Source organism: Sphingomonas sp. MMS12-HWE2-04, assembly GCF_044881185.1.
GTDB lineage: Bacteria > Pseudomonadota > Alphaproteobacteria > Sphingomonadales > Sphingomonadaceae > Sphingomonas.
Genome location: NZ_CP173254.1, coordinates 107,501 through 130,105, shown reverse-complemented (window position 1 = coordinate 130,105; position 22,605 = coordinate 107,501). Strand labels below are relative to the sequence as shown.

21 protein-coding genes, 1 tRNA gene and 2 rRNA genes (1 of these 24 running past the window's edge) are annotated in these 22,605 nt (G+C 65.6%); 6 read left to right on the top strand and 18 right to left on the bottom strand.

The window, feature by feature from the left end:
* Positions 1-63: 63 nt before the first annotated feature.
* From AB2M62_RS00615 to AB2M62_RS00590, 6 genes are read right to left on the bottom strand one after another with little or no spacing between them, the layout of a single operon-like run.
* Positions 64-942: an RDD family protein gene (locus tag AB2M62_RS00615; RefSeq protein WP_404336913.1), complete on the bottom strand. Its 879-nt coding sequence runs from the start codon at positions 940-942 to the stop codon at positions 64-66.
* On the bottom strand, positions 935-1,930 hold the full coding sequence (locus tag AB2M62_RS00610; protein WP_404336911.1) for a stage II sporulation protein M: 996 nt from the start codon (positions 1,928-1,930) through the stop codon (positions 935-937). The genes AB2M62_RS00615 and AB2M62_RS00610 overlap by 8 nt, the downstream gene beginning before the upstream one ends.
* Complete coding sequence (locus AB2M62_RS00605; protein ID WP_404336909.1) at positions 1,927-3,225, bottom strand: DUF58 domain-containing protein; 1,299 nt, start codon at positions 3,223-3,225, stop codon at positions 1,927-1,929. Before AB2M62_RS00605 ends, AB2M62_RS00610 begins: the two co-directional genes overlap by 4 nt.
* The gene (locus AB2M62_RS00600) at positions 3,222-4,178 is read right to left on the bottom strand and encodes an AAA family ATPase (RefSeq protein WP_404336907.1); all 957 of its coding nucleotides are present in this window, start codon (positions 4,176-4,178) and stop codon (positions 3,222-3,224) included. Before AB2M62_RS00600 ends, AB2M62_RS00605 begins: the two co-directional genes overlap by 4 nt.
* Complete coding sequence (locus tag AB2M62_RS00595) at positions 4,165-5,310, bottom strand: hypothetical protein (protein WP_404336906.1); 1,146 nt, start codon at positions 5,308-5,310, stop codon at positions 4,165-4,167. Before AB2M62_RS00595 ends, AB2M62_RS00600 begins: the two co-directional genes overlap by 14 nt.
* On the bottom strand, positions 5,307-5,939 hold the full coding sequence (locus AB2M62_RS00590; protein ID WP_404336904.1) for a hypothetical protein: 633 nt from the start codon (positions 5,937-5,939) through the stop codon (positions 5,307-5,309). Before AB2M62_RS00590 ends, AB2M62_RS00595 begins: the two co-directional genes overlap by 4 nt.
* A gap of 114 nt (positions 5,940-6,053) precedes the next feature.
* Here AB2M62_RS00590 and AB2M62_RS00585 point away from each other — a divergent pair, with 114 nt between their 5' ends.
* Positions 6,054-6,827: a hypothetical protein gene (locus AB2M62_RS00585; protein WP_404336903.1), complete on the top strand. Its 774-nt coding sequence runs from the start codon at positions 6,054-6,056 to the stop codon at positions 6,825-6,827.
* Between the two features lie 63 nt (positions 6,828-6,890).
* On the opposite strand, the gene AB2M62_RS00580 is transcribed toward AB2M62_RS00585, so the two are convergent.
* The gene (locus AB2M62_RS00580; RefSeq protein ID WP_404336901.1) at positions 6,891-7,094 is read right to left on the bottom strand and encodes a hypothetical protein; all 204 of its coding nucleotides are present in this window, start codon (positions 7,092-7,094) and stop codon (positions 6,891-6,893) included.
* Between the two features lie 273 nt (positions 7,095-7,367).
* Here AB2M62_RS00580 and AB2M62_RS00575 point away from each other — a divergent pair, with 273 nt between their 5' ends.
* On the top strand, positions 7,368-7,964 hold the full coding sequence (locus AB2M62_RS00575; protein WP_404336899.1) for a hypothetical protein: 597 nt from the start codon (positions 7,368-7,370) through the stop codon (positions 7,962-7,964).
* A 190-nt stretch (positions 7,965-8,154) separates the two neighbouring features.
* Here the strand turns inward: AB2M62_RS00575 and AB2M62_RS00570 are convergent, their stop codons facing one another.
* Positions 8,155-8,547, bottom strand: coding sequence for a winged helix-turn-helix transcriptional regulator (locus AB2M62_RS00570; protein ID WP_404336897.1), 393 nt, complete (start codon positions 8,545-8,547; stop codon positions 8,155-8,157).
* Positions 8,548-8,629: 82 nt separating this feature from the next.
* Between AB2M62_RS00570 and AB2M62_RS00565 the strand changes: the two genes are divergently transcribed.
* Together AB2M62_RS00565 and AB2M62_RS00560 are read left to right on the top strand one after the other, a co-directional pair.
* Positions 8,630-9,361 carry an SDR family NAD(P)-dependent oxidoreductase gene (locus tag AB2M62_RS00565; RefSeq protein ID WP_404336895.1) on the top strand — a complete coding sequence of 244 codons (732 nt, stop codon included), beginning with the start codon at positions 8,630-8,632 and terminating at the stop codon, positions 9,359-9,361.
* Positions 9,362-9,889: 528 nt separating this feature from the next.
* The gene (locus AB2M62_RS00560; RefSeq protein WP_404336894.1) at positions 9,890-10,603 is read left to right on the top strand and encodes a substrate binding domain-containing protein; all 714 of its coding nucleotides are present in this window, start codon (positions 9,890-9,892) and stop codon (positions 10,601-10,603) included.
* Between the two features lie 178 nt (positions 10,604-10,781).
* Here AB2M62_RS00560 and paoC read toward each other — a convergent pair whose 3' ends face one another.
* The 7 genes from paoC to AB2M62_RS00525 all read right to left on the bottom strand — a co-directional run bounded on the left by paoC (position 10,782) and on the right by AB2M62_RS00525 (position 18,339).
* Positions 10,782-13,037: an aldehyde oxidoreductase molybdenum-binding subunit PaoC gene (paoC, locus tag AB2M62_RS00555; protein ID WP_404336892.1), complete on the bottom strand. Its 2,256-nt coding sequence runs from the start codon at positions 13,035-13,037 to the stop codon at positions 10,782-10,784.
* The gene (locus AB2M62_RS00550) at positions 13,034-13,987 is read right to left on the bottom strand and encodes an FAD binding domain-containing protein (RefSeq protein ID WP_404336890.1); all 954 of its coding nucleotides are present in this window, start codon (positions 13,985-13,987) and stop codon (positions 13,034-13,036) included. Before AB2M62_RS00550 ends, paoC begins: the two co-directional genes overlap by 4 nt.
* Positions 13,984-14,607, bottom strand: a complete 624-nt coding sequence (gene paoA / locus AB2M62_RS00545; RefSeq protein WP_404336888.1) for an aldehyde dehydrogenase iron-sulfur subunit PaoA — start codon at positions 14,605-14,607, stop codon at positions 13,984-13,986. The genes AB2M62_RS00550 and paoA overlap by 4 nt, the downstream gene beginning before the upstream one ends.
* Positions 14,608-14,657: 50 nt before the next feature.
* Complete coding sequence (locus AB2M62_RS00540; protein ID WP_404336886.1) at positions 14,658-15,827, bottom strand: carboxymuconolactone decarboxylase family protein; 1,170 nt, start codon at positions 15,825-15,827, stop codon at positions 14,658-14,660.
* A gap of 63 nt (positions 15,828-15,890) precedes the next feature.
* Entirely contained in the window at positions 15,891-16,427 is a 537-nt protein-coding gene (locus tag AB2M62_RS00535) for a nuclear transport factor 2 family protein (protein ID WP_404336885.1), read from the bottom strand.
* Positions 16,428-16,484: 57 nt separating this feature from the next.
* Complete coding sequence (locus AB2M62_RS00530; protein ID WP_404336883.1) at positions 16,485-17,339, bottom strand: aldo/keto reductase; 855 nt, start codon at positions 17,337-17,339, stop codon at positions 16,485-16,487.
* A 16-nt stretch (positions 17,340-17,355) separates the two neighbouring features.
* Positions 17,356-18,339: an aldo/keto reductase gene (locus AB2M62_RS00525; protein WP_404336881.1), complete on the bottom strand. Its 984-nt coding sequence runs from the start codon at positions 18,337-18,339 to the stop codon at positions 17,356-17,358.
* 147 nt (positions 18,340-18,486) lie between these two features.
* Here AB2M62_RS00525 and AB2M62_RS00520 point away from each other — a divergent pair, with 147 nt between their 5' ends.
* Together AB2M62_RS00520 and AB2M62_RS00515 are read left to right on the top strand one after the other, a co-directional pair.
* Positions 18,487-19,380: a LysR family transcriptional regulator gene (locus AB2M62_RS00520; RefSeq protein WP_404336879.1), complete on the top strand. Its 894-nt coding sequence runs from the start codon at positions 18,487-18,489 to the stop codon at positions 19,378-19,380.
* A gap of 256 nt (positions 19,381-19,636) precedes the next feature.
* Positions 19,637-20,065 (top strand): recombinase family protein, encoded by a 429-nt coding sequence (locus tag AB2M62_RS00515; protein ID WP_404336877.1) that lies wholly within the window; start codon positions 19,637-19,639, stop codon positions 20,063-20,065.
* Positions 20,066-20,244: 179 nt separating this feature from the next.
* On the opposite strand, the gene AB2M62_RS00510 is transcribed toward AB2M62_RS00515, so the two are convergent.
* The 3 genes from AB2M62_RS00510 to AB2M62_RS00500 all read right to left on the bottom strand — a co-directional run.
* Positions 20,245-20,321 (bottom strand) — tRNA-Met (locus AB2M62_RS00510).
* Between the two features lie 177 nt (positions 20,322-20,498).
* A 5S ribosomal RNA gene (rrf, locus tag AB2M62_RS00505) occupies positions 20,499-20,613 on the bottom strand.
* Between the two features lie 123 nt (positions 20,614-20,736).
* A 23S ribosomal RNA gene (locus AB2M62_RS00500) occupies positions 20,737-22,605 on the bottom strand; it runs 926 nt beyond the window's last position.

Here is a 22,605-nt window from a genome sequence, read left to right as displayed (position 1 = left end):
CCGCCGCGACCGCAAGCGGCCGGATTCCGCCGCAGACCAGGCGCGCCGCGGGCCAGACGGCCGCTAGCCCGCCTGATGCTTGTCCAGCCGCCGTTTGCCGAACAGCATACCCCGCTCGAGCCGCGTGCACAGCGCGGCATAATACGCGCGCAGGAACGCGAGTTCGTCCCCCTCGCCACCGCGCCAGCCGATCCGGGTGCGGATCGTGCGTGCGACGACGATCATCGCCAGTTCGTCCTGCCGTCGCAGCACCTCCTCGAGCTTCTGCAGCTCGAATTCGCCATAAGCGGCAAGCTGCTGATCGGTAAACTGGTAGCGATCGAGCGCAGCATCGCCGACGACGCTGGCGCCAAGGCTCCGCCGCGGCAGCCGCACCACCCAGGTTCCCGCGATCAGATCGCCGACCCGCAAGTGATCTCGGTTCAACAGCGGGAACAGCAGGAAGCCGCCGCTCCACAGCAACCCGGCGGCGGACAGCCCGAAGCCGGCCAGGCCCTGACTGCTTTCATACGCGAGAAACGACATCGGCAGGAAGAATTCGAGCTCGCGCATCGCATTGCGCGCGACGACCGCATAGCCCGAAAGCCGCCGCCCATCGCGCGCCACGACGCGCAGTTTCATCACCCGCTTGCCGATCGTGGCCGATCGCGTGCCGAGCTCGAGCGCAGTGAAATAGAAATTGCGCAGCACGAAGAAGCCGAGAAGCCAGATGGCCGCAACCGCCTGGCCGGCGGCCGCTCCGCCGCCGCTGATCGCTCCGATGAACAGGAAAAGCATCGCAATGGTCAGCGCGAGCAGCACCCCGGCGATGATGATCAGATCGAGGATGAAGGCGGCCGCGCGCTCTCCGACCCCGCCGAGGCGAAGACCGAGATCGACACCCTCGGGCGTGACGAAAGCCCGCAAATCGCTGTTTGGTGCGGCAGCGCGGCGCTCAGCCATCGGTGTTTTCGCCAAGCGGCATCAGATAGAAATAGAGCAGCCATCCGAGCAGGGCCGTGCCGCCAATCACAGCACGCACGACATCGTCCTGCACGACCTGGCGGCCAACCCCTTCCAACAGCCCGGCGACCCCCAGCATCACCACTACACCGAGCATCGCGATCGCGGCGGTGCGCCCTGCGGTGACCGCGGCCTCGCCGCGCGATTCCCGGCCGGGGAATGCCACCGCCATGCCGATATGGAGGCCCGCTGCTCCAGCAAGCGAGATGGCGAACAATTCCGTCGTGCCGTGGATGGACAGCCAGGCCGCCACCTGGAAGCCCAACCCCTTCGAGACGTGGATGGCCAAAAACGCGCCGAGGATGCATCCATTGTAGAGAAGCAGCAGCACCGTCGGCACGCCGAAGGCAAAGCCCAAGGCGAAGCACATCAGCGAAATCTGAGTATTGTGGGTAAACAGCATCGTCGCGAACACCGCGAGCGCTCCGTCCGAATGGTAGAGCACGCCGCGCAGTTCCTCGGCCGAAGCCTGCGGCCCGCGCCCGCCCGCCAGATCCGCCGGGACGATGGCATAAAACCAGGCCGGATCGCGCATCACCAGCAGATAGGCTGCAAGCGTGCCGACGAACATCAGCAGCACCGCCACTGCAGTCTCGCGCCCGATCGCGCGGATCGCTTCGGGCCAGGCATGCGCGAAGAAGCCGCGGATACGATGCCATAGCGGCGGCTGCACCCCATAGAGGATGAAATAGGCCCGGGTGGCCAGCAATTCGAGGTACGCGACCAGATCGGCGTCGAGCGAGGTTTCGCGCGCCACGGAGAGTGACGACAGCGTCGCGCGATACAGCACCGGCAGCTCGAAAAGGTCTTCGTCGCTAAGCGAAGGCGCGCGGCCGCGCTCGATCCGGCCGATCAGCGCTTCGAGCCGGTCCCAATCCCGTTCGCGGGACGCCCGGAACCGGCCGCTGCTCAGGTCTGGCGCGTTCACAGCAGGTTCCTTCGCTTGAAGTCGAGATATTGCCGCACGAGCGCAGGGCCGACGCGGTCATGCGCGGCTTCGAGGACATGGATACCCAGATGCCGCAAGCGCGACACGACGATCCGCCGCTCCCGCAACATCGCCGCCGCGGCCACCGCGCGCGAGACGTCGTCGATTGCGTGCGGTTCGGTCGCGGCGATCGCCTCGAGTTCGGCATCCTCGAGCACGACGAACAGCACCAGATGCCGCTTCATCAGGTTCGCGGCGGCACGGATCATCAGCTCGGCGCCGGCCTGATCGGTGAATTCTGTGAACACCACGACGAGCGCGCGCCGCGTGAGATTGCCCGCCAGCGTGGCAAGCGCGAGGGTAAAATTCGTCTCTGCCGAGCTATAGTCCAATTCGCCGGCGAGCCGCTGGATCAGCGGAAAGGCGCGCGTTCCCGAAACCGTGCCGGAGGCGACACGCGGCTTCGAATCGAAACCGAACAACCCGACGCGATCGCCCAGCTTGAGCGCCGAATAGGCTGCAAGCAGCGCGGCAGTGACAGCGCGGTCGATCCGCGGCAGTCCCGCCACGGGCTCACACATCGCCCGCCCGGCATCGATCGCGAAGACCACCTGATTGTTGCGCTCGATCCGGTTTTCGCGCGCGAGCAGTTTCAGATGGCGCGCGCTGTGGTTCCAGTCGATCGCGCGGCGCTCCATCCCCGAACGCCATTCGGCAAGCGCATCGAATTCGCTGCCCTCGCCGCGATCGACGCGCATCATCTCGCCGACCTGGGCATCGCGCAGCAGCAATACCGCCGCCTCGCGCACGGGGCGGATATCCGGCGTGATGACGATGCGGCGGTCGATCGGCTCGAAACGCTGGTGCCAGACCAGCCCCAGTGGCCCGGTCCAGCGCGTCCATAATTGCTGGAGACCGTCGGACCCGCGACGCACCGCCGTAAAGGCGATCCGGGCCTCATGTTCATCGGCGCGGATATGGACGCGATCATCGCCGCGCGGCTCGAGCCGCGGCCCCGTGCCGATCGCCAACTCGATCGCTGCCGCGGCACCGCCTGCGCGCTCCACCTCGATATCCACGACCAGCGGCGCGCCGATCGCGACGGCACCCGGGCTGCGCACGCGAACCACGGCGACAGGCGCCGCGAGCAACGCGTCAAGCCCGATCAACGTCAGTGTGAGCGGCAGCCATAGCAGCCCGAGGGTCCAAAGCTGCGGCATGGCCACACCCAGCAGCAGGGCGAGCGGCGCGCCCGCCGCCAGCGCCACCACGCTTCGCCGCGTCGGGCGTATCAACGCGGCGCTTCCACCTGCTCGACCAGCCCCGCGACCACCGTGTCCACCGAGCGCCCGTCGATTTCCGCGGCGGGGGAAAGCAGCACGCGGTGGCGCAGCGCCGCCGGGGCGAGCCGTTTCACATCATCGGGCAGCACGAAATCGCGACCGTCGAGCGCGGCATAGGCACGAGCGGCGGCCGCCAGCGTCGCGGCGGCGCGGGGCGAGGCGCCAAGCGCGAGATCGCCGGTGTTGCGCGTGGCGCGAACCAGCCGGACGACATAGTCGACGACTTCGTCGGCCAATCGGTTGACCGAAACCGCGTCGGCGGCGGCACGGATCGTGGCGGCGTCGGCGACCTGCGAGACGCCCCAGTCCTCGGGATGCGGCGTGCCGAAGCGATTGCCCATCGCCGCCACCAGCCGACGCTCCTCCTCGTCGGAGGGATAGCCGACGACATATTTGAACAGGAAGCGATCGAGCTGCGCCTCGGGAAGCGGATAGACCCCCTGATTCTCGATCGGATTCTGGGTAGCGACCACCATGAAGCGGTCGCTCAGCTTGTGATCGACGCCGTCGATGGTGACGGTGCGCTCCTGCATGGCTTCCAGCAGCGCGGCCTGGGTCTTGGGCGGCGTGCGGTTGATCTCGTCGGCGAGCAGGAGCTCGGTAAAGATCGGCCCCTGGGTCAGGGTGAACGCCGAGGTCTGGAAGTTGAACAGGTTCGAGCCGAGAATGTCGCCCGGCAGCAGATCGGGAGTGAACTGGATGCGGCCATAGTCGAGCCCGACGGCGCGCGCGAAGCATTGCGCCAGGAAGGTCTTGGCAGTGCCCGGCGGGCCTTCGAGAAGGATATGCCCCGAGGCGAACAAGGCGACGAGCATCAGCTCCACCGCATCGTCCAGCCCGACCACCCCCTTGGCCACTTCGCTGCGGATCGCCTGGCCGAGCGCCTTCACTTCATCGATGTTCACGCGTCACGGTCCTCTTCCACTGATAAAGCGCGCGCGCGGCATCGAGCAGTCGGCGCGTGTCGGGAGCATCGGCGGCGCGCGCAGCCATGCTCGAAAAGGGTTCGCTCGCGGGGTCGAGCCGATCGAGATAATGGTCGAGCGCATCGCCGCTGAGCCCGGAAGGCGCGCCGGTGCTGACCGCGACCGCCTCGCGCACCAGCGCGGCATAACGCTCGCCGGTCCGATGCCGCCGCCGCGCCAGCCGCAGCAACGCCGCGCCGTTATCGGCCAGCGCGCGCTTGCCGAACGCCACGCCGCGCTGGGGCAGCGCCGCCGGTCCGAAGCGGAGCATCGCATGCCAGCCGGCGAGCAGCGCGGCGATCACGATGCACAAGGTCAGCGGCAGGAACGGCGCCTCGAAGGCGAGCTTGAGCAGATTGGGATTGCGGCCGAAGCCATGCAGCGTGAGGTCGAACGCAATAGCGCCCTCGGGGGCGAGCTGGTCGAGGATCTCCATCGCGCGCTCTGCGCCCGCCCGCGTGGCCAGGCCGTGATTGTCGAACAGGTCCGGATCGGCGACGATCATGAGCGGGCGCGACTTCATTTCCACGGCGAGCGCCGCATCGTCTGCTCCGGCGTACACGGTTTCGAGGTCGGGGCCCGAGGCCGTGCGGAAGGGCGCGCCCGGCGCCGATGCGACGGTGAGCTTGACGGTCTCGAACAGCGCCGCCGCCGCCATTCCCGGGGGAATCTCGCCCACCACCCGGACCCAATTGGGCTTGCCGACGAGCGGCGCGGTCGCCCATTTGGGCAGGATCACCAGCGTCGACAGCCCCTTGCGGCGCTCGAGAATGCGCTTGAGCGCCTCGGGATCGGTGCCCGGCGGCGGGGTGAGCACCAGCAATGCGTCGTCCTCGAGATCCGCGTCGCTGCGCACCATCTGCGCGCTGCCGCGGGTGTGCTTGACCAGATCGGCGAGCCCGACGAAGCCGACCGCCGAGGTCGACAGCGCATGCGTGCCGCCATTCTGCGCCGGGCGCAGATCGTCCGCATAGGCGAACAGCAGCAGGAACGCGGCAAAGCCGACCGCCGCCAGCACGACGAGAGCCAGCATCGTGCGGACGGCAAAGGCCTGGTGCGCGCCCCCCTTCATTTCCACGAGCCCGGCAAGGCAAAGGCGCCATAAGCGGCGCGGGCTTCTTCCCAATCGCCGCGCGCGAGGCTGCGGCCGCCGAACAGGCTCCGCTCGACCGGCGCGGCGAGCGCGACGAAGGCCGTCCGCAGACGTTCGGGCAGGCCGGCCATGCCGCCGATCTCGCGGCTGGTGAGCGCCGGGCGCAACAGCCGCGGGCGATTGCGCGCGATATCCTCGAGGCTGCGGTGGAGCAGGAGCCGGGCGGCTTCCTCGTAACGCCCCTGGGCCGCCATCGCATCGGCTTCGGCGAGCAGCGCGCGTGCCACGCGCTCTTCGGGGCGCCACGTCTCGATGTCGCCTGGAGGCGCCGCCGCGGTATCGCCCTGGCCCCGCCTGCGCAGAACCGTCCGGACGATCAGCCAGAGAACCGCCGCGGCGCCGAGCGCGACGACGATCCAAAAGATCCAGCCCATATAGGGTCCGATCGGCTGGAGCGCCTTGCCGAGCCAGCGCATCCAGGGGGGTATCTCAGGCGGCTTGGCGACGGGCAGCTCGAACTGGATATCGGTGCGCGCGCGCAGTGTCGCATGCGCCGCCGCGACAGACTCCGTCGCGGCCCCCGCCGCCATTGCCGTGATTAGCCCCACGCCCGAACGCTAACCTATCCTCCCAGCCGTGAAAAGCCGTTCAGGCTGGACTTGCCGCCCGGTTTCGAGTCATTTTCTGCTCCGGCGGCAGGACTGCCGAAAAAGGGGGACATCATGGCCGAATTCGGAGAAGGGCGATACGAGATCGCCAGCGTCATTTCGCGATCGTTCGAGACGGTCACCAGCAATCTGGCGCTGTTCGCCGGGCTCGCGCTGATCCTGTCCGGAGGCCCAACCTTCGTGCTGAACCTATGGCAGGCAGGCATTGGGATCGATCGCGCCAACCCGGATTTCAGCGCAGTGTTCAGCGGGGCGAACCTGCTCTCGATCCTGGTCGGCTGGCTTGTCGCCATGGTCGCAGGTGCGGTGCTCCAGGCGGCGCTCACCCGCGCCACGGTGCAGCATCTGTCGGGAGAGAAGCCCGCATTCGGTCCGTCGTTCGCAGTTGGACTCTCGATGATCCTGCCGATGATCGGCATCGGGTTTCTACTGGGGCTGGGCGTCGCCCTGGCAACGGTCCTGCTGATCGTCCCGGGCATCATCCTCTGGCTGTGCTGGTCGGTAGTCGTCCCGGTCTATGTCCAAGAAAAGGTTGGCGTGTTCGAAGCGTTCGGACGCAGCCTGGAGCTCACCAAGGGCGCGCGCTGGCGCATCTTCCTCACGATGCTGCTGGTCGTCATCGGTCTGTGGCTGCTCAGCATACCCGCGGGGCTGCTAACGGCAGGCGTCGCTGCAACCGGATCGATCGTGGTGACTGCGCTGGTCAGCTCCGCGATCAGCGCGCTGGGCAGCATGGCGATGGTGACGGTGCAGTCTTGCATCTATGTCGAGCTGCGCAACGTCAAGGAAGGTGTCGCCCCCGCCGATCTGGAGGCGATTTTCGCCTGAGGATTGCATGTCGAGCGCCGGGGGGCCTTCCCCGCGCTCGACAGTGCGGCGCCTGAGACCCGGCTAACAGGCACCAAGATTTGCCTGCCGCAGTTTCGAACCGTCTGCATCGGATTGAACCCGATCCCGTCCGACGCGCCGGAGATTGCCCGCAATGTAGCGAATCTCGTAATTGCCGGAGGCCAGGCCCGAGGCCGTCAGACCATAGCCGCCGGCACTGACCCTACCCTGCTCCGTGCCGCCGTAGCCGAGCGTGCGGCCGAGCACCGCGGGTCCCTCTCCATTGACGAGGCCGGAATAGGTGACGTTGCCACGCGATCGCTCAAGCTACGGCGCTCTGGTCCGATCCCGGCTCGCCGGGACGCACCCACCGCCAGAACGTTGGAAGCAAGCGGGATTGTGACCGCCAGCACTACCAGACGCCTTCCGCTCATTCCGCCTCCATTCAGTGACTGACTGGTTGTCCTGCGGGCAGCATAGGCTGCCCTCAGGATCAGATGGCCGGGTCAGGATGGTCCAGTTCCGAAATAAACATCGCAATTGCCCGAGCTATTCAGGCGCATCTGCAACTGGACGATGGCGGTTACGCCATTGGTCCATTGGATTCCAGGCGAAAACCCTTGGCAGCCGCTGACAATCGGATTGGGCACCGATACCGGCGCGTTGATCGTCGTCCAAGGTCCGTTCGATCAGGCCGCGACCGCGCTGCAGCCCGAAGTCGATGCAGGAAAGATCAGGACCTTCTCCGCCACGACCGAGGTCGTGCCGGGCGTCGTTGCCACGCTGCATCCAGGCCATACGCCGGGCAGCGCCTTCTACACGCTGACGAGCCGGGATCAGAGCCTGACGTTCGTAGGCGACATCATCCATGTGGCGGCGGTCCAGGCGCCGGACACTGGCGTGACGATTGCCTACGACGTCGACAACGCCACAGCGGCCGCGGTTCGTCGAAAAGCCTTTGCGCGCTTTGCCGCCGAGCGGACGCTGATCGCGATCCCGCATCTGTCCTTCCCCGGGATCGGGCATATGCAGCACGTCGGATCGGGGTTCGCCTGGGTGCCGATACCCTATACGAACCGCGCGCCGGCGAGCGATGCCGCCTTTGCCGATCCGCACAAGAATGGCGACAAACCATGAGAGGAACCGCCTCGGCGGTTTCCCGCCGGCTCGATCGCCTTCCTCGCACTTGCTCTTGGCCGACGAGGCAAGAGCCGGCTCATGAAGGATTGCAAGCGCCGAAGCGGTCCGTCGCCCTGGTATGAGCAGGGCGGCGGCACTGCGTTCGGTATCGGACGATCAGGCATTCCCCGGAACTGCTTGGAACTGTCTATCCGACAGCCTTGGCCTGATCATAAGCAGAGCCCGCATCATCGAAGGCATCGCCATTTTCCAGTGCCCAGTTGCAAAGCGCCTCGAAAGGCTGGCGGAGCGAATGGCCCAGCGGCGAAATCGCATATTGCACGCCGATCGGCGCGGTCGGCAGCACGGTGCGCGTGACCAGCCCGTTGCGTTCCAGGCGTTTGAGCGCGTCGGCAAGCGACTTGTGCGTGATGCCGTCGAGCCGCCGCTTGATCTCGTTGAAGCGCGAGGGCTTCGGGCACAGCACCGTTAGGATCATGATCGTCCATTTGTCGGCGATCTTGTCCAGCACGGGGCGCACCCTCGCCATGTCGGACTGCGCTTTCCGCGAGAGGGTTTCGAGCTCGGTATCGTCTGCCATATCTAGGCTATCCAAAGTGCGTTCTTGTTATCAGATATACATCGTATATCTGGTTGGTCCTCATTGATGAAGGACTCTCCTGATGGCTCGGATGACAAACAAGGTGGCGCTGGTCGTGGGCGGCGCAAAGGGTATCGGCTTTGCGATCGCGGATCGGCTCGCGGCCGAGGGAGCGCTGGTGTTCCTGACGGGACGCAACGCCGGCGAGGTCGAGCAGGCTGCGCAGACAATCGGCAATGGCGTACGCGGGCTGGTCGCGGACGCGAGCCTGCCGGAGGACATGGTGCGCGTGGCAGCAGAGGTGCAGGCCGCGCACGGCCGCATCGATGCACTGGTGCTCAACGCGGGGATCGGCGAACCCGCAGCCCTGGCCGACGAAACACCCGAACATTTCGACCGTCTTTTCGACGTAAACGTGCGCGGAGCGGTGTTCGGTTTGCAGGCTGCGTTGCGGGCGATGGGAGACGGCGGCTCGGTGGTGCTCGTCGGCTCGATTGCGGGCTCCGCCGGCGTCGCCTCCTATGGCACCTATGCCGCGACCAAGGCCGCCTTGCGCTCCTATGCGCGCACCTGGACCGCGGAGCTGGCGCCGCGTGGCATCCGCGTCAACGTCGTCGCGCCGGGGCCGACCGACACAGATATGATGGCGCGCGTGCCAGAGGCGATACGGGCGGCCCTGATCGCGCCGATTCCGCTGGGGCGTATGGCGCGTCCGGCCGAGGTCGCGTCAGCCGCGCTTTTCCTGCTGAGCGACGAGGCCAGCTTCATTGCCGGTGTCGAACTGTGCGTCGACGGGGGCATGCGGCAGGTCTGAACCGTGAGTGCGGTCGCGGCGGAAGCCCGAGCTGGCTCCTGTCGAACGCATGCGTCGAGGCGTGCGGTGGTAGCGCCACCAAAATCCTCCCGCCGCCGGGCGACGTGCGGGCTGTCCTCGAAGTCGATGCCGGCGAACTCTCGACGCCACAGCCAACCGAAATGCGCGATGTCGGCGATCGTGAAGGTGTCGCCGGCCACGTGACCGGCCAAACGCTGTTCGTGGATGGCGGCGCTTCGATTGGGAAAGCAGCGCTTTAATCGCGATGCGGTGGCGGCCTACGATAACAGGAGCCGGTCGCCACTGCGATGTCGGAGGGCCGCTCTGGCCCAAGAGCTTGCGGCGGATGCCGGCCAATGCTCGCTATCGATCGAACTTTCACCGGACCTCGATGGCGTAGGATTTAGTGATCCAAGGGTCTCGTTCGCACTTCCGCGTCCCCCTCGTTCAAGGCTGCGACGACCACGGCTGCGGCACCCAGGATAGCCTTTCGTTTCCCGAACGACGTGGCCGAGTCCCGGAAAGGAGATGTGTGCGCCGCCGACAAGGATCGAAGCCGAGCAGGCGGTGAGGGATCTGAAGGGGGACGCGGCGGGCTGGATCAGGATCAGCCTGCCACATTCCCTGGCGACCGGGGTGATGGCACCGCTGCTTGCCGCATTTGCCGAACGCTATCCACAGATACGCTTCGACCTGATGCTCGATCACCGCTCAGCCGATCTGGTGGCGGACGACGTCGATATCGCGCTGAGGATGGGGCCATTGCGCGACAGCGCGCTGATGGCACGGCGGCTTACGCGCTTCCCGAACCGGATCTATGCGGCGCCTGCCTATCTCGACCGGCACGGAAGCCCCGTCGCTCCGGCAGGCCTGATGGATCACGCGACCCTCGCCAACCGACTGGCGCAGCGCAAGGACGGTTATGCTTGGGGCCTGAGTGACGGTGGTGGGTTCCGAGACTATCCAATCGCGCCCGTGATGATTGCCGATGATCCGTCCGCGCTGCTGGAGGCGCTGATAGCTGGTCAAGGGCTCATGCTGGCGACGGATGCGCTGGTTACACGTCTCGCCAAGGACGGTCGCATCGTTACAGTGCTTGATGGATGGGTGGGGCGAACGCCGGAACTGCATGCTGTTTTCCCGACTGGGCGAGAGCGATTCCTCAAGATCCGATTGTTCGTCGATTTCCTTGTCGCACACTTCGCCCGCCCGACAGAGTCCGCAACTACCGGGGTTGAGTAGCGCCGGATACTATGTTCGGTTCCCTGTCAGTCCAAACTGTACTGTCCACTCGAACAGTAAGCTGTTCAGCTGACCTTGCGACCAACTTACGCCGTACCGATCCGCTGGCGCGAACGACCGCTCACGCCGGAAGCGGCCATTGGCAGCGCTGGTCGCTCTGGCTTGACGACGGCCCGGGTCAAACGATCGGCAGTCGGTCCAAATATTTGTCGAGGGTAATCGGATATTCCCGCACCCGAACACCGGTGGCGTTATAGACCGCATTGGCGATTGCCGGCGCGACACCTGAAATGCCCAGTTCGCCGACCCCTTTGGCCTTCAGCGGGGACATCGTGGGGTCCAGCTCGTCGAGGAAGATCACCTCCTGGTGCGGGATATCGGCATGGACCGGCACCTCGTATCCAGCAAGATCGTGATTCACGAAGAAGCCGAAGCGCTTGTCGACGGCAAGTTCCTCCATCAGCGCCGCGCCGGTGCCCATCACCATGCCGCCGATCACCTGGCTGCGTGCCGTGACGGGATTGAGGATGCGCCCGGCTGCGCAGACCGCGAGCATCCGTCGGACCCGGACCTCGCCAGTATAGGCGTCGACGGACACTTCGCAGAAATGGGCGCCGAAGGTCTGCTGCGCGAAGCGGCGCGACAGGTCGCCATATTCCATCTTGTCCTCGGCGGTGAGCGGGCCGTCCTTGGCCGCCTCGGCCAGCGCGACGCGGCGATTGCCGGCATGGATTTGCCCGTCGGCAAAGGTCGCGTCAGCCGAGTTGAACCCCAGCTTCGCCGCCGCCGCCTCGCGCAGCTTGACGCAGGCAGCATAGGCGCCCGCCGTCGCCGAGGCTGCGCCGCCCTGGCCGCCGCCGCCAAAGGCTTCGGGGAAGTCGGAATCCGCCAGCTTCACCACGACGCGATCCAGCGGCAGGCCCATCATCTCGGCAACGGTCTGGCCGATGATGGTGTAGCTGCCGGTGCCCATGTCGGTCATGTTGCTTTCGACCGTGACGATGCCCTTGCCGTCGAGCGTCACGCGCGCGCCGGCAGGGATAATCGGCGCGCCGCGAATGGCGCTCGCCATGCCCATGCCGATCAGCCAGCGACCTTCGCGACGGCTGCCCGGTTTGGGGCTGCGTTCGTGCCATCCGAAGCGCTCGGCGCCCCTGCGGAGGCAGGGCACGAGCTGGCGGATCGAGAACGGGCGACCGGCAGGCTTGCCCGGTCCCTGGCTGCCGCTTGCCGCTTGCGGGTCGGTTCCGGCACCGCGGCCGGGGTCGTCGGGCACGGTCTGGGTGTCGTTGAGGATGCGCAGTTCGACCGGGTCCATGCCGAGCTTTTCGGCCAGCTCGTCCATCGCAACTTCGAGCGCCATCATCCCAGACGCTTCGCCCGGCGCGCGCATCGCGTTGCCTTCGGGCAGGTCGAGCACCGCCAGCCGGGTGAGGTTGAGCCGCGCCGCACCGGCATAGAGCAATTGCGTCTGCGCCGCGGCGATCTCGGGCCCGCCGCCGGGGAGGTTGCCCGACAGCGTCTCGTGCCCGACGGCGAGCAGCCTGCCGTCGCGATCCGCCGCCAAACGCACGCGCTGGATCGTCGCGGGGCGGTGCGTGGTGTTGTTGGGCATCAGCGTGCGCGGCAACGTCACCTTGACGGGACGGCCTGCCGCCCGCGCGCCGAGCGCCGCCAGGATCGCATCCGAGCAGACGCTACCCTTGCCGCCGAAGCCGCCGCCGAGGAAGGTCGCCACCACACGCACCCGGTCCTGCGGGATGCCGAGCTTGTTCGAAAGGTCGCGCCGCGCCCAGCCAACGATCTGCTGCGCGGACCAGATGGTAAGATGATCGCCGTCCCACCGCGCGATGGTGGCGTGGGGCTCCATCATCATGTGGCTCTGGTCGGGCGTCGTGTAGGTCTCGTCGACCTTCACCGGCGCGGCAGCGAACGCCTTGTCGAAATCGCCGATGCGGACGTCGGGCTGGCGCTGGTGCGGCTTGGCGCCCGCGCGCGCGGCGGCGAGGTCGAAGGCACCATCCTCGCGGGCATAGTCGACCCGGACCAGCGCGGCGGCGGCGCGCGCCTGTTCGAACGTCTCGGCGACGACAAGCGCCACCGCCTGGTGGTAATGCTCAATTTGTGGCCCTGCGAGCGGCTTGGCGACATAGAAGCCCTGGCGCTTGATCGGCCCGGCATTGTCCGCCGTCACGATCGCGAGGACGCCGGGAGCCGCCTTGGCTGCGCGCAGGTCCATGCCCGCGATGCGGCCCTTGGCGATCGCCGATCCGACGACATAGCCATAGGCAGCATCGGGCGCCGCCGCGTGATTCTCGTAGGAATAGACCGCGGTGCCGGTGGTCTTTAACGGCCCCTCGATCCGGGGATGCGGCTTGCCGATCACCTTCTGCTGGTCGATCGGGTTGGTGCCTGCCGGCGTGTCGAACTTCATGCTGACGTCCCCTCCGCGATCGTTGCCGCGAGCGCCCGCGTGGCGAGCGGCAGCTTGAAGCCGTTGTCGTGCGTCGGCCGGGCGCCGGCAAAGGCCCTTTCGGTCACCGCCGCCGCCCCGCGCGGCATCTCCGCTTCCGCAGCCTCGATCCGCCACGGTTTGGCCGCCACGCCGCCGAAGGCAACGCGACCGGTGCCGTCCTTTTGGAGCACCGCAGCCACCGAGACGAGGGCGAAGGCATAGGACGCGCGGTCGCGGACCTTGTGATAGCTGTGCCTGCCGCCGAGCGGTCGCGGCAGGGTGACGGCCGTGATCAGCTCGCCGTGCTGCAAGGCGTTGTCGATGTGCGGCGTGTCGCCCGGCAGACGATGGAAGTCGGCGATCGGGATGGTGCGGGCGGTGCCATCGGGGCGGACCGTCTCTACCGTGGCATCGAGCACGCGTAGCGCCACCGCCATGTCGCCGGGATAGGTCGCGATGCACTGGTCGCTCGACCCGATCACCGCCAGCTGCCGGCTAACCCCGCCGATCGCGGCGCAGCCCGAGCCGGGCTTGCGCTTGTTGCAGGGCAGATTGGTGTCATAGAAATAGGGGCAGCGGGTGCGCTGGAGCAGGTTGCCTGCCGTCGTCGCCTTGTTGCGCAGCTGGCCGGAGGCACCGGCGACGATCGCGCGGGTCAGCACGGCATAGTCGCGGCGCACGCGCAGGTCGGCGGCAAGTGCGGTGTTGGTAACTAGGGCGCCGATGCGCAGGCCGCCTTCCTTGGTCGGCGCGATCCCGTCCAGCTTGAGGTCCTGGACATCGACCAGATGCTGCGGCGTCTCGATCTCCAGCTTCATCAGGTCGAGCAGGTTGGTGCCCCCGGCGAGGAACCGGGCGCCGGGCCGGCTGGCCACCGCAGCGGCGGCCTCGGCCGGGGTTCTCGCGCGCTCGTAGGTGAAGGGCTTCATGCCGTTGCTCCCGCGACGTCGGCCATGGCCTCCGCGATATTGGAATACGCACCGCAGCGGCAGATGTTGCCGCTCATCCGCTCGCGCATCTCCAGATTGTTCGGCTGCGGGTGCTGCGTCAGGTCCACCTGGACGTGGCTTGGTACGCCCCGCCGGATCTCATCGAGCACGGCGACGGCAGAACAGATCTGTCCGGGCGTGCAATAGCCGCATTGGTAGCCGTCGTGCTGGACGAAGGCGGCCTGCATCGGGTGGAGCTTGTCGGGCGTGCCGAGCCCTTCGATCGTGGTCACCGTGTCGCCCTGGTGCTGCACGGCGAGGCTGAGGCAGGCATTGATCCGCGCGCCGTTGACGAGGACGGTGCACGCGCCGCACTGGCCGTGATCGCAGCCTTTCTTGGTGCCGGTGAGCTGCAGATGCTCGCGCAGCGCGTCAAGCAACGTTGTGCGGGTATCGAGCGTCAGGGTGCGGCGCGCGCCGTTCACGGTGAGCGACACCGGCATGGTCGGTGCCGGCGTGGACGTGACCCGCTGGGCACCGACCTCGCTGGTCGTCGCCACCGCGGCGGTCGCGACGCCGCCGACCAGCACGCTCCTTCGGGTAATATGCATGTCGTCCATCGGGCGGCCTCTCCGGTCAGTGTCCACGGGGTATCGGGATGCGGCCGTCGTCAGCGGGCCCGCTGATAGTCGTTGTCGGAGACCGGCTCGAGCCAGGTGACCGTCTGACCATCCAGTGCTTCGGCGACCGCGACATGGGTCATCGTGCTATCGTGCGCGGCGCCGTGCCAATGCTTGAGGCCCGGCGCGATCCATACCGTGTCGCCGGGCTTCATCGCCTGTGCGGGCTTGCCCTGGGCCTGAACCCATCCGGCGCCGTGCGTGACGATCAGCAGCTGCCCGAGTGGGTGGCTATGCCAGTTGGTGCGTGCGCCCGGTTGGAAGGTCACTGTCGCGCCGCCAAGGCGCGCCTCGCCGCTGCCCTTGAAGGGCGATGCGACCGAGACGCTTCCGGTGAAATAGTCGGCGGAGCCGGGTGTGGGCGCCTGGCCGGCAGGAACGATCTGGATGTCGGACATGGCTGCGGTCTCCTTGCTGGTGAACGCCTTGGCCGCGATGCCGATGGCGGTGTTCGCCTTCGGCCAGCCTGCGTAGAAGGCGAGATGGGTCAGCGCCTCGATGATCTGGTCCCGGGCAAGGCCATTCTCGACGCCGCGCTGGATGTGGAAGCCGAGCTGGTCGCCATCACCGCCGGCGGCAAGCGCGGCGATGGTGACGAGGCTGCGGTCGCGCGGCGACAGGTCGGTGCGTCGCCAGAGGTCGCCAAACAAAACGTTGTTGGTGAGCTGCGCGAGCTTGGGCGCGGTCGGCCCGAGCGATTTTTCGACGGTCGCGGCGCGCGCAGGATCGGAAGCGGGGAGCGGTCCCGTCGCCGGGGTCATGTCGGCGAGGGACGCCGGATCGACGTGGCGCTCGGCGAAGACCTTCTCGACCTCGTTCAGCGCCGACACGGCGTTCGGCCATCCGGTGTAGAATGCGAGCTGCGTGACGATGCCCGCCACTTCGGCAGGTTTGATGCCGTTATCGAGGCCGCGGGCAAGATGGCCCGCCATCTGCGCGGTCTTGCCCGTCGCGATCAGCACCGAAAGGGTGACGATGCTGCGGTCGCGCGGCGCGAGTTCGGGGCGCAGCCACACGTCGCCGAACAGGACGCGATCGGTATAGCCCGCCAAAGCCGGGGCGATCGCCTGCATGTTCCTGGGGGCGACCGAGGAACGATCCTGCGCTTCCGCAGGCCCGGCCATCGACAGCGCGGCGGCCGCAAATCCAGTGACCTTCATCGCTTCTTCTCCCATGCTATTCTCGCCCTGGCGTTGATCGGTCGAACGCAGAGTCCAATGGCGCTAGTTGCTGCCAACACCGGCCTTCACCGGGCGGAGGAGGTGCGAGAAGGTGAGCTGCGCCAGGCGCCAGGTCCCGGCCTGCTTCGTATAGACCTCTGTCACCATGAAGGCGTTGGTGACAGTTCGAGCGCCAACCACGGCTTCGAGGTCCATGTCCTCCAGGACGATCGCGGTATCGCCGAACACCCGCACGTCGACTGCGTGGATCGATGCCTTCTTGTACCAGATGCCGCCGCTCTTGATCGTGGCGAGCTCCTGCACCTTGCCCCAGGTGCCGCCCATATGGGTGAACATGGCCCGGTCGTCGAAGAGCGTAGCAAGCGAGTCGACCTTCTTGTCGGCCATCCAGTCCCACTTGGTCTTCGACAGGTCGATGACCTGCTGCTCCGTCGGGCTATGGCTGGCGGCGGTCTTGATCGTGTCCGTGGGGGGCGCCGGCGGTTGCTGGGCGAGCGCCGGCTGCATGGGCAGCACCGACAGGGCAACCGCGCCAAGCAGGGCGCGCAGGTCCAGAGTAGTGGGTGATCGACGATGCATCGCAACTTCTCCCGTAGAAATGGGACCGATGCCGGAACATCGGCCCGAAAAGGATGATCAGAGCTTCCGTTCGCCGAGCCACTTCACCATCGCCGGATCGCGATGATCGAAGAAGCTGCTGGCGTTCTGGTCGAGACCGGCGATCGTCTCGATGTCGCCTGCATCGAGGTCGAAATCGAAGATCGCGAAATTCTCCGCCATCCGCGCCTTGCGCACCGACTTGGGGATCGCGACGATGCTGCGCTCCGTCAGCCAGCGCAGCACGACCTGGGCGATGCTCTTGCCGTGCTTGTCGGCGATCTTCTGCAGCGGCTCGTTGGTGAACAGGCCGTTCTTGCCTTCGGCGAACGGCCCCCAGGCCTCGGGCTGGACGCCATACTCCTCAAGGGTCTTCACCGCGTCGGCCTGGCTGTGGAAGGGGTGGATCTCGATCTGGTTTACCGCCGGCTTGGTCTCGTTGTGGAGCACGAAGTCGATGAGGCGATCGGGGTAGAAGTTGCTCACGCCGATTGCGCGGATCCGCCCGGCGCGGTGCAGTTCTTCCATCGCCCGCCACGCGCCGTAGACATCGCCGTAAGGCTGGTGGATCAGGTAGAGGTCGAGATAGTCGAGCTGCAGCTTGTTGATCGAGCGCTCGAACGCGGCCTTTGCGCCTTCGTAGCTGGCATCCTGCACCCAGAGCTTGGTGGTGACGAACAGCTCGGCGCGGTCGATCCCGTGGCTGCGGATCGCGGTGCCGACGGATTCTTCATTGCCATAGGACGCCGCGGTATCGAGCAGGCGGTAGCCGACATCGATCGCGTCGCGGACGCTGCGCGTGCATTCTGCGGGGTCAGGCACCTGGAATACGCCGAATCCGAGGATCGGCATTTCGACGCCGTTGTTCAGGGTGACGGTGGGAACGGTGGTCATGGAATGCCCTCGGGGATCAGCGATTGATGAAGGTCTGGTGGGCAGCGGCGTACCGGTCGCCCTGCACCTCGACGGCGCTGAGCGCGGCTTCGAGGTGCGCCAGGTCCTCGGGCGTCAGGATCACCTCGGCCCCGCCGAGGTTCTCCTCCAGCCGATGCAGCTTGGTGGTGCCCGGGATCGGCACGATCCACGGGCGCTGCGCCAGCAGCCAGCCAAGCGCGACCTGCGCGGGCGTCACGCCCTTGGCCCCGGCCGTGGCGCGGACGACATCGGCCACCACCTGGTTAGCCTCCAGCGCCTCGGGCGCGAAGCGCGGCACGGTGCGGCGGAAGTCCTGGTCGCCGAAGCTGGTGTCCGCCGCGATCTTGCCGGTCAGGAAGCCCTTGCCGAGCGGACTGAAGGGCACGAAGCCGATGCCAAGTTCCTCGAGCAGCGGCAGGATTTCCCCTTCAGGTTCGCGCCACCACATCGAATATTCGCTCTGCAGCGCCGTGACCGGTTGCACGGCATGCGCGCGGCGGATCGAGTCGGTGCCGGCCTCGGACAGGCCGAAATGCTTGACCTTGCCGGCCTGGATCAGGTCCTTGACGGTGCCCGCCACGTCCTCGATCGGCACGTTCGGATCGACGCGGTGCTGGTAGAACAGGTCGATCCGATCGGTCCGCAGCCGCATCAGCGCTTCGTCGGCGACCTGGCGGATGCGCTCGGGTCGGCTGTCGAGCCCGTCCGTCGGCACCCCGTTTCGAAAGCCGAACTTGGTCGCGATCACCACCTCGTCGCGCACCGGCGCCAGCGCCTCGCCGACCACCTCCTCGTTGATGCCGGGACCATAGGCCTCGGCGGTGTCGAAGAAGGTGACGCCGCGCGCATGGGCGGCCCGGATCAGCGCGACGGCGTCCTTGCGGTCGGTGGCGGGGCCGTAGCCGAAGCTCAGCCCCATGCACCCGAGCCCGAGTGCCGATACTTCCAGGCCGCTGCGGCCCAATACGCGCGTCTGCATCGTCGATAATCCTGTTCTTCTGAGAGCGCCTCGTGGACGAGGGCATCTCGACAGGCACAATCTACGCGCGCGCGGGTCATTCGATTAGACAGGGCAAATCGCTTGGGTCTATGACCTGATGTCATGAAACCGAGAGGTTGAGGCGAAATGCGGCGTGAGGAGCTCGGAAATCTCGCCCTGTTCCTGGCGGTGGCGGAGGAGCGCAGCTTCACCCGCGCCGCGGCGAAGCTCGGCATCTCCCAGTCCGCGCTCAGCCACACCGTGCGACGTCTCGAGGCGAAGCTCGGGCTGCGGCTCCTCACCCGCACCACGCGCAGCGTCGCACCGACCGAGGCAGGGGAACGCCTACTGGAGACGCTTCGCCCCGCGCTCGACGAGATCGACGACAAGCTCGCCTCGCTCACCGAATTGCGCGAACGGCCGGCCGGAACCGTCCGCATCACCTCTAGCGGGCATGCGGCGCGCGCGGTGCTGTGGCCGGTGATCGATCGGCTGACGGCTGAGAACCCGGACATCCAAGTCGAGGTGAACATCGAGAACGGCCTGGTCGACATCGTCGCCGATCGGTTCGACGCCGGCGTCCGGCTCGGCGAGCGCCTGGAGCTGGACATGATCGCCATGCCGGTCAGTCCGAAGCTACGGATGGCGGCCTTCGCGTCTCCGTCCTATCTCGCGCAGCGCGGGAGGCCCGAGACGCCGTACGACCTCGCAGGACATAGTTGCATCAGCTTGCGGATGGCGACCTCCGGCGCCCTGTATGCGTGGGAGTTCGAGCAGGGCGGCAAGGAATTGCGGGTCAAGGCCGAAGGGCAGCTCGTGTTCAACGATGCCGATCTGATCGTTTCCGCAGCGCTTGCGGGGCATGGCATCGGGTTTATGCTGGAGGACCATGTCGCCCGCCATTTCGCGGAGGGATCACTGGTCCGCGTGCTGGCGGATTGGTGCGAGCCATTCGACGGCTACTACCTCTATTACCCTAGCCGCCGGCAGCCATCACCCGCTTTTGCGCTCTTGTTAGAAGCGTTGCGATATCGGGATTGAGGATACGGGATTGCGTAAGAGGATTTTCCAGAGGAGGCTTCTAGTGTGTTGGCACCCGTCCGTGAGGCAGGAGCACCGTGAACTGGGTTGAGCAACGTTCGCAGCCCTGCACCGGATCATCGGTTCATTGGCGTCAGAGCAAAAGTGTAGCGTCTGCTTTCGCCGAAAGGCACTGGCCGGACAAGACCTTCCGCGGCATGAAGGCCGCGATCCTGCCGGCAGACCCGCAAGGAGTAAGGCCTCTGCGTATCGGCGCGTGAACAAGCTCGACGAGCGCGGTGAGATCTTACGCGGGATCTTCGAGATCGACGAAGAGCAGGCTGCGGTCGTGCGCCGGGTCTACCGCGCCTTCGCGGCAGGAAAATCGTCTATCGCAATTTCGACTACCCTGAACGAAGAGCGCGTGCCCGGCCCCCGCGGCGGCGAATGGCACGCTTCGACGATCCGCGGCGATCCGAAAAAGTTGGTCGGCATCCTCAACAACCCCCTTTACCGAGGCCAGATCATCTGGGGACGGCGCGAATGGCGCAAGGACCCGGACTCGGACAAGCCGGAGCGTCGCTATCGCCTGCGCGATGAAAGCGAATGGGTTGCGGTGGCCATGCCGGATCTGCGGATCGTGGACGAGGAACTGGCGAACGCCGCAGAAAAGGAGATCGCCCAGCGTGCGCTTGGATGTGGTTGAGCAGGCCGCGCTCGGCGCGCTCTAGTCGAGGCTGCTGACGCCAGACCTCCCCGCTGCGTCGCAAGCACTGGCTACTACCACTAACGATCATGCTGAAGCCGGTGGACCGCGCCACTGCGCGGGGCGGCGGGCACAAAAAAACCGCCGCGGGGTATCCCGAGGCGGTTGTGTTTGTGTGTTGGTTGCGGGGACAGGATTTGAACCTGTGACCTTCAGGTTATGAGCCTGACGAGCTACCGGACTGCTCCACCCCGCGCCACCAGACGATGCTTGGCTGGACGGAGCCCGGGGGCTCCGCAAGGCCGACCGGCCGTCGCGCCGAGTGGCGCGGTAGCCAAAGCCGCGGATGCGGCTGCCGGCGCTTGAGGCCAAGCAAGAAAGTGAATGGGTTTTTCCGAAATTCCTGAGTTGCTTCACGCACACCGGCTGCAATGCCTGGCGACGACCTACTCTTCCATCGCTTAGGCGATAGTACCATCGGCGCTGTCTGGTTTCACGGCCGAGTTCGGGATGGGATCGGGTGGGTCACAGACGCTATAGCCACCAAGCAATGAAGCCGGTGTGGCGAAACTTCTCAGGGTTTTCAAATCGATGCCCGTGCAGGCTTTGTTTCATCATCCGACCAAGCGGACAGATCTGGATATCCAGGGCTGTCATTGATGGTGGGACTCATCAAGCGCGAATAGGACAATTAGTACTGGTTAGCTCCATGCGTTACCGCACTTCCACATCCAGTCTATCAAGGTCGTGGTCTCCGACCGTCCTAAGAAATCTTATCTCGAGGGAGGCTTCCCGCTTAGATGCTTTCAGCGGTTATCCCGTCCATACATAGCTACCCAGCTGCGCTCTTGGCAGAACGACTGGTACACCAGAGGTATGTTCAACCCGGTCCTCTCGTACTAGGGTCAACTCCTCTCAAATTTCGACGCCCACGGCAGATAGGGACCAAACTGTCTCGCGACGTTCTGAACCCAGCTCACGTACCACTTTAATTGGCGAACAGCCAAACCCTTGGGACCTGCTCCAGCCCCAGGATGTGATGAGCCGACATCGAGGTGCCAAACAACCCCGTCGATATGAGCTCTTGGGGGTTATCAGCCTGTTATCCCCGGCGTACCTTTTATCCGTTGAGCGATGGCCCTTCCACGAGGGACCACCGGATCACTATGACCGACTTTCGTCTCTGCTCGACTTGTCAGTCTCGCAGTCAGGCTGGCTTATGCCATTGCACTCTAACAGCCGGTTTCCAACCGGCCTGAGCCAACCTTCGCGCGCCTCCGTTACTCTTTAGGAGGCGACCGCCCCAGTCAAACTACCCGCCACAGAGGGTCCCAACACCGGATGACGGTGCGTGGTTAGACATCAGAAAACAACAGGGTGGTATTTCACATTGTGGCTCCACATCAGCTGGCGCCAATGCTTCAAAGCCTCCCACCTATTCTACACAGTTCTTTCCTAATGCCACTCTGAAGCTGCAGTAAAGGTGCACGGGGTCTTTCCGTCTAACCGCGGGTACTCCGCATCTTCACGGAGAATTCAATTTCGCTGAGCATGTCCTGGAGACAGTGGGGAAGTCGTTACGCCATTCGTGCAGGTCGGAACTTACCCGACAAGGAATTTCGCTACCTTAGGACCGTTATAGTTACGGCCGCCGTTTACCTGGGCTTCATTTCGGAGCTTGCACCCCTCCACTTAACCTTCAGGCACCGGGCAGGCGTCAGGCCCTATACGTCGTCTTGAAGCCGACTTAGCAGAGCCCTGTGTTTTTGCTAAACAGTCGCTACCCCCTGGCCTGTGCCCCCTCAAAAAGCTTGCGCTCAGTGAGGGCCTCCTTCTTCCGAAGGTACGGAGGCAATTTGCCGAGTTCCTTCAGGACACTTCTCTCAAGCGCCTTGGTATACTCTACCTGACCACCTGTGTCGGTTTCGGGTACGGTCTATACGGTGGGGCTATTTCCCGGGACAACTTCGAAGCATGCTCAATCCGATAAGAGCATACAACACACGTCATCCGTCACACACCACCAGGCCCACGAATATTAACGTGGTTCCCATCGACTACCCCCTTCGGGCTCGTCTTAGGGGCCGGCTCACCCTGCGCGGATTAGCCTTGCGCAGGAACCCTTGGTCTTTCGGCGAGAGGGCATCTCACCCTCTTTATCGCTACTCATGTCTGCATTCGCACTTCCGATACCTCCACGACCCATTACCAGATCGCTTCACAGGCTTACGGAACGCTCCGCTACCGCGTACTCGTAAACGAGCACACCCTAAGCTTCGGTGCGTGTCTTGAGCCCCGTTACATCTTCGCCGCAGGAACCCTTATTTAGACCAGTGAGCTGTTACGCTTTCTTTAAAGGATGGCTGCTTCTAAGCCAACCTCCTGGTTGTTTTGGGATTCCCACATGCTTTCCCACTTAGACACGACTTGGGGACCTTAGCTGTAGGTCAGGGCTGTTTCCCTTTTGACGACGGACCTTAGCACCCGCCGTCTGTCTCCCGAGTAGTACTCCTAGGTATTCGGAGTTTGGTTAGGTTTGG

What these genes read in the sequence shown, in the direction of transcription:
- AB2M62_RS00615 (WP_404336913.1), bottom strand. Translation starts at nt 942, where the DNA reads ATGGCTGAGCGCCGCGCTGCCGCACCAAACAGCGATTTGCGGGCTTTC.
- AB2M62_RS00595 (WP_404336906.1), bottom strand. Translation starts at nt 5,310, where the DNA reads ATGAAGGGGGGCGCGCACCAGGCCTTTGCCGTCCGCACGATGCTGGCT.
- AB2M62_RS00585 (WP_404336903.1), top strand. Translation starts at nt 6,054, where the DNA reads ATGGCCGAATTCGGAGAAGGGCGATACGAGATCGCCAGCGTCATTTCG.
- AB2M62_RS00570 (WP_404336897.1), bottom strand. Translation starts at nt 8,547, where the DNA reads ATGGCAGACGATACCGAGCTCGAAACCCTCTCGCGGAAAGCGCAGTCC.
- AB2M62_RS00565 (WP_404336895.1), top strand. Translation starts at nt 8,630, where the DNA reads ATGGCTCGGATGACAAACAAGGTGGCGCTGGTCGTGGGCGGCGCAAAG.
- AB2M62_RS00560 (WP_404336894.1), top strand. Translation starts at nt 9,890, where the DNA reads ATGTGTGCGCCGCCGACAAGGATCGAAGCCGAGCAGGCGGTGAGGGAT.
- paoC (WP_404336892.1), bottom strand. Translation starts at nt 13,037, where the DNA reads ATGAAGTTCGACACGCCGGCAGGCACCAACCCGATCGACCAGCAGAAG.
- AB2M62_RS00550 (WP_404336890.1), bottom strand. Translation starts at nt 13,987, where the DNA reads ATGAAGCCCTTCACCTACGAGCGCGCGAGAACCCCGGCCGAGGCCGCC.
- paoA (WP_404336888.1), bottom strand. Translation starts at nt 14,607, where the DNA reads ATGGACGACATGCATATTACCCGAAGGAGCGTGCTGGTCGGCGGCGTC.
- AB2M62_RS00540 (WP_404336886.1), bottom strand. Translation starts at nt 15,827, where the DNA reads ATGAAGGTCACTGGATTTGCGGCCGCCGCGCTGTCGATGGCCGGGCCT.
- AB2M62_RS00535 (WP_404336885.1), bottom strand. Translation starts at nt 16,427, where the DNA reads ATGCATCGTCGATCACCCACTACTCTGGACCTGCGCGCCCTGCTTGGC.
- AB2M62_RS00530 (WP_404336883.1), bottom strand. Translation starts at nt 17,339, where the DNA reads ATGACCACCGTTCCCACCGTCACCCTGAACAACGGCGTCGAAATGCCG.
- AB2M62_RS00525 (WP_404336881.1), bottom strand. Translation starts at nt 18,339, where the DNA reads ATGCAGACGCGCGTATTGGGCCGCAGCGGCCTGGAAGTATCGGCACTC.
- AB2M62_RS00520 (WP_404336879.1), top strand. Translation starts at nt 18,487, where the DNA reads ATGCGGCGTGAGGAGCTCGGAAATCTCGCCCTGTTCCTGGCGGTGGCG.